The organism is Streptomyces canus (assembly GCF_001514145.1).
Classification (GTDB): domain Bacteria; phylum Actinomycetota; class Actinomycetes; order Streptomycetales; family Streptomycetaceae; genus Streptomyces; species Streptomyces canus.
This window is the reverse complement of record NZ_KQ948705.1, coordinates 1-5,469: the sequence shown is the minus strand read 5'-3', so window position 1 is coordinate 5,469 and position 5,469 is coordinate 1. Positions and strand designations below refer to the sequence as shown.

Below are 5,469 nucleotides of genomic sequence, written 5' to 3'. Positions count from 1 at the left end.
CAGACTCACAAGACCCCCCAAGTGATACGCACAGGCAGCTGATCATTATCGCCTGATACGAGCCGATGTTGCGGACTGTCTCGACCAGCAGCACCTCACCCGTCTGATCCCACGGCCGACGCGCTGGACGCGACCTGCAGATACAGGTCAGCACTCTTCATCCGAGAAGTGCGCTTCCGCAGCAACGTCCAGGACCCTCCACAGGTCCCATCTGTGCAGGTCAGGAACACTCCTCGCATCTCTGATCAAGCGGTAGACGGCACTGCTCGTGAAAGCCCGAGGCTTGATATGTGACTGCTCATCAGCCCACACGCATGTCCGCCATGAGTGACGCTCAGAGCCGAACATCTCGGTGACAGTTTTCCCGAACCTCACACCTGTGGATGGTCAGTGGGGGCAGGGGCAGGTGCACGCTGCGCGCGGGACGGGGAAGATATCATAGCCACTACTTCGGCAAAGCGGATCGTGCCCAAGAGGCGCGTTCTGGTGGTGGTGCCGACGCTGGATCTGCTGTCCCAGACGGTGCAGGCGTGGCACGACGCCGGGCACACGGGGCCGACGGTTGCGGTGTGTTCGCTCCAGGACGACCCGGAGCTGTGGAACCTTCGGGTGCGGTGCGGTGCGGTGCGGATGCGAGGCGAGGGTTCGCGTGTCACGCTGGCTTTATTGCGCCCCGTAATCCTGCGACAGTCGGCACGTGTTCCCGTCGGAGTCCGGCGGTAGTCGGCCCGGCCCGGGATGGCCCGGTCGGTCGCAGCCGCAACGGGACGACGCACTCTCCCTGACCTCCGACGACCGACTTGCGCCCGGAGAGCGCCATGTGAAGTCCACGACCGCATGGGAGGGCCGGTGACGGAGAACCTGCTGCCCGAAGCGCAGCCCGAAGAGGCGGAGTCTGAGGCCGAAGCCGAATCGACCGAAGTTACATCGTCCATGGTGGTCAAGCAGGGCGGATCGACTCTCGATCTGAACATCGATCCGTCCGATGAGTTCACTCTCAGCCTGCTCGGGATCGATCCCCAGGCGCTCAGCGGCGACCCGGAGAGAGACACCGAGGAAGTCCTGCGCGCAGCCAGGGAGTTTTCGAGCTACCTGACCAATCTTGCACCCCAGATCTTTCCTTTCATGACGAGCATCGAAGGCTGGTCCGGTGAGTTCGGTGCGTCTCCCCCGGCGGCACGCAACAGGTTGCACGAAGCCTTCGCGACGACGTCCGAGCCTGCGTTCGGCGACCTGTTCGAGAGCGCCGACGGCAGGACCCGGTTCGATCTGATCCCCTACATGGTCGCCTTCGAAGAGGAGAACCAGCACGAACTACTCGTCTCTTTCAACGAGAGCGAAGGAAAGGAGGAGTTCACCGTCACGCTCTTCGAGGAAGTGCAGGAGCTGAGCGAGGTCCTTGAGCTTCCTCACGTGATCGCACTGTCGCTTCGGCGTCGGATTCCGGCGGCTGCCGGGGAAAGTACCGTCGAGGACATGCCCTTCCCTGTCGTGGCATTCGGTGACTCCGAGGCCGTCCTGATCGGCCGCATGCCGCTGACCGGACCAAAGCAACGCCGACAACTTCTGGCAGCTCTCTCGTCCCCGACGTTCGAGACCTCGGTGATTGTCAGGCGAGGAGTGACCCTGGAGATCCCGGCGGGCACCGGCTGCCAGGACAGCGACAACGCCAGTGACCCCTGCTACCGCGAGACCCGCCTGATCCTGGAATCCGTCGCCACGCCCTCGCCCTTGGTCCTCTCCGAGGCGCAGCGCAGCCGGTTCGGGGCAGGCGGCGGCCCGCTCCGGGCGATGGAGTGCACCAGGGTCACGTACGGCGACCGAAGCTACCCATACTGGCAGGATCCAGTACGACCCGAGCGTTTCTACTACCTGCCGGATCGCTTCCTGCTCGCCCGGCTCCCCGACAGCGGCCACCGGCCGGCACTCAAGGTGCGGGCCGTCGGCGCCGAGAGTCAGGCCGATCTACGGTTCACGATGGAGTTCTCCGCGTCGCCGGTCACCGACCAGATCCGGCTGAAGGAGGCGTTGCCAAGCCTTGGGGACGACGCTCGGAAAATGGGCGCCGTCGATCCGCTCCGCCTGGAGATCCTCCAGGAGGCGCAGCCGATACTGCGGCTGGCCCTGCCTCAGGACGGGGCGCCCGCCGCCGAGCTGACCGAGCGGGATGGCGCCCTGATCGATCTCGAGCAGGGAGTGACCCACGCCGAGACGCTCAAGTTCGCCGACTTCCAACTGGTCTACCAGGCGCTCTTCGGCGCCTCGCTCAGCGTGTTGCGGGGCGAGATCCGGGTCGGCGCGGATGGTGGGCCTCAGGAGGACATCCCGTTGGAGTTGCGGCTGGACCGGACGGCCGGAGAGGTGCTGTCTGTGGAGCCGGGCGCGGTGGCCGAGGGCCGGATCGGTGCCCGCCTCACCAACGTAATCGAGAGCGCGGTGCGCCTGGAGCAGCCCACGGCGGTGGCGTTGTGCGGTGCGAACAGGGTGGCCCTTCGGATCGAGGGCGTCCAGCCGGGCCTGCAGCTGGCCCCCGGGGAGGGCGTGGACGTGCAACTGGTGCCCCGAACACCGCTGCCGACGGTCGGAATCGACTCGATCCACCTCAACGAGCAGTGCATCGTGGCCGAGCCGGACCGAAAGGTCGTCTGGGACCTGATTTTCGACCGCAGTGTGGAGGCACGCCTCACGCGGGAAGTGACGGTGGAGGCGGTCGCGGCGCTGTTCGCCGGACCCGTCGGATCCACCGACCGGGTCGCGGCCTTCGCGGTGACTCTTGAGCACGGCGGATCGGTGCGCCTTTCAGAGGGCCGACTCACCGCCACCACCACCTTGTCCGTGCCGGTGGAGCCGTTGCTCACAGGGGTACCGGCCCCGCCGATCCGCTACCGGACGGAAACCCTGTGGCAGTCCGGCGGCATCGGAGTGAGCCCCTGGCGCGAGACCGACCACACCATCATTCTCCCGGTGAAGACATTCCCGTCCCTGGATCCACCGCCCCCCTGACGGACCGGCTGTCCCGCTGCCTCCCGAAGGAGGAGCGTGATCATGCATACCGGCCTTCCCAACCTCGGCCAACCCGTGCCCTCCGTTCCCGGTGCGGCGTTCCGTGCCCTCGGCGACGACGGTTCGCTCGTCCTGGTGCCGGACGCCCTGGGCCTGGAGCGCCAGGCGGACGGAGCCGCCGCCCTGCTGGTGACCCTGCTGCGCGGCGCCGCGGCGTCCGGAAGAGTGCACGGCCGGGCTGGAGGTCGGCTTCACGATCGACCTGCCGCTTGAAGCCATCGGACCAGCGCTGGTCACTCAGGCCCTTCCGGCCGCTCTCGTGTTGGCGAGCTCGACGGCGGCGTGCCCGAATTCACCGCCCAACTCGGGACGGGCTCGGCCGCCCCTCTGACACAGCCGGCCCGGCTAATACTCCAGCCGTAGATCGTGATCTTGTCCGTGGGGGTCGGTGCGGACATGGGTACGGCCACCGTTGATCATCGGTGTGTGAAGACAAACGATCATGCGGTGGCCGCAGGTCACAGCGTAGACCCTGCCCGCTGGCAGGAGGCGTTCGAGGGCCTGATGAGCCAGATTGCAGGCCGGTTCAGTCGGGTCGAACCGCGGCGTCGGGTCCGGCAGTTGGTGCTCGGAATGGCTCTCGGACCTGCCGCGCAAGAACAGTTGGAGCATTGCCGAGTGGGCCGGGGAATCCACCCCGGACGGCATGCAGCCATAGCCGCGCAGGTCGTCGCGCACCTGGTCGGCGTCCCACTTGGCCCGCCCGAGCAGGCAGGTCAGCGCGGGCACGCGGCCGTGGACCGGGAACTCTACATTCCGCGTTCCTGGACCTCGGATCCTGACCGGTGCTGCGCCGCGGGGCTGAGAGAAGAGACGCGCTTCGCCACCAAGCCGGAGCTCGCAGCCCGCATGGTGACTCGGTTTCTGGACGCCGGCCACCGTGCCACCTGGGTTGCGGGCGACGAGGTCTACGGCGGCGACCCGAAACTGCGAACCGCACTGGAGGTGCGCGGCATCAGCTACGTGCTCGCGGTGGCGTGCTCACACGGCGTCACCACCGGCGCGAGGAAGTTCCGTGCGGACAGCCTCGCCAAGAAGGTGCCCAAGCGGGCTTGGCAGAAGCTGTCCGCCGGGGCCGGGGCAAAGGGCCACCGCTTCTACGACTGGGCGGTTATTGACCTCACCGATGGCGGATCCGGCAGTCGCCAACGCCTGATCCGCCGCAACCGCAGTACCGGCGAACTCGCCTACTACCGCCGCTACTCGCCCGAACCGGTGCCACTGACCACGCTGGTGCGAGTCGCTGGGTCCAGGTGGCGAGTCGAGGAGTTCTTCCAGTCCGGAAAGGGCCTGGCCGCCCTGGACCAGCACCAGGTCCGCCGCTACGCATCCTGGTCCCGCTGGGTCACCCTCGCCATGCTCGCGCATGCCTTCCTGGCCGTCGTCCGCGCGGACGAACACGCCCGCAGCCCCACACCGGACGGCCTCATACCGCTCACCTGCAACGAGATCCAGCGCTTGTTCATCACGCTCGTCGTCCGGCCTGACGCCGACGTCGCCCATCGGCTGAGCTGGTCCGACTGGCGCCGCCGCCATCAGGCCCGATCCCGGACCAGCCACTGCCGACGCCGATCCGTTCCGGCATGAAGGACAGGACCTGTCGCAGGGACGGGCGGAGACGCGGCGGGGTTGGCAGCGATGACTGCCGTTCCTAGGCTCGGCAGCTATGACGGTTCTGATCACTGTGTGGGGAGCATCTCCCGGAGTGGGCAAGTCGACGCTATGTGCCGGCCTGTCCCGGTGGCTGGTTGATGAGGGACTGCGGGTGGACCACTTCCGCGAGGAGGAGATCTTGACCAGGCCGCAGTTCGCCGCGGTGGCTGAGGAGTTCAAGGCGACCGGCGCCGTCGACCTGGGGACGTTGATCGCAACAACTGCCGAGTTCGTTGATTCGGTTCTGGCGACCGGCGATGACGTGGTGATCGCGGACGCCCTGGTGCCGTTCGTGCCGACGCTGCTGGCTATGGGACACGGCGAAGAGACGATCGATGCGTTCATGACTGACCTCACGGAGGTGCTCGCGCCAGTCTGCCCGGTCATGGTCTTTCTTGATGGGAACGCCGAAGCTGCATTGTCCCGAGCCGCCAGGAGAGAAGGAGAGCAGTGGCTGGACTGGTATGTCGAAAAGCTCGCCCGCTACGAGGTAAGTCCTCCAGTGGCGGACGCCGCGTCGGCGGTGAAGTACCTGCTGCGCGAGCGTGCGGTGACGCTCGACACCGTCGGCCGGAAGGACTGGGGACTCGTTGTGATCGAATCAGCCGATGGACTGCCGCCTGATGAGGTGCTGCGGGTCGCGCAGCGGGGGCTGAGGCCGTGGTTGGGCAGGCCCAGCCCACCCGAATGGACGGGCCTGGCAATGCGTATCTGCTGCACGCTGCCACGACCGTAACGATCTACGGCTGGAGT

3 protein-coding genes and 1 pseudogene are annotated in these 5,469 nt (G+C 66.9%); all 4 read left to right on the top strand.

What is annotated here, in order from left to right; genetic code table 11:
• Positions 1–849: 849 nt before the first annotated feature.
• The 4 genes and pseudogenes from AQJ46_RS51045 to AQJ46_RS51030 all read left to right on the top strand — a co-directional run bounded on the left by AQJ46_RS51045 (position 850) and on the right by AQJ46_RS51030 (position 5,452).
• Positions 850–3,003, top strand: coding sequence for a hypothetical protein (locus tag AQJ46_RS51045; protein ID WP_059212195.1), 2,154 nt, complete (start codon positions 850–852; stop codon positions 3,001–3,003).
• A gap of 42 nt (positions 3,004–3,045) precedes the next feature.
• Positions 3,046–3,276, top strand: coding sequence for a hypothetical protein (locus tag AQJ46_RS51040; protein WP_159064291.1), 231 nt, complete (start codon positions 3,046–3,048; stop codon positions 3,274–3,276).
• Positions 3,277–3,567: 291 nt separating this feature from the next.
• A pseudogene (locus tag AQJ46_RS51035) lies at positions 3,568–4,650 on the top strand (IS701 family transposase).
• Between the two features lie 79 nt (positions 4,651–4,729).
• Positions 4,730–5,452 carry a hypothetical protein gene (locus AQJ46_RS51030; protein ID WP_059212193.1) on the top strand — a complete coding sequence of 241 codons (723 nt, stop codon included), beginning with the start codon at positions 4,730–4,732 and terminating at the stop codon, positions 5,450–5,452.
• Positions 5,453–5,469: the final 17 nt, after the last annotated feature.

Coding starts and splice junctions, on each gene's coding strand:
- AQJ46_RS51040 (WP_159064291.1), top strand. CDS start 3,046: ATGCATACCGGCCTTCCCAACCTCGGCCAACCCGTGCCCTCCGTTCCC.
- AQJ46_RS51030 (WP_059212193.1), top strand. CDS start 4,730: ATGACGGTTCTGATCACTGTGTGGGGAGCATCTCCCGGAGTGGGCAAG.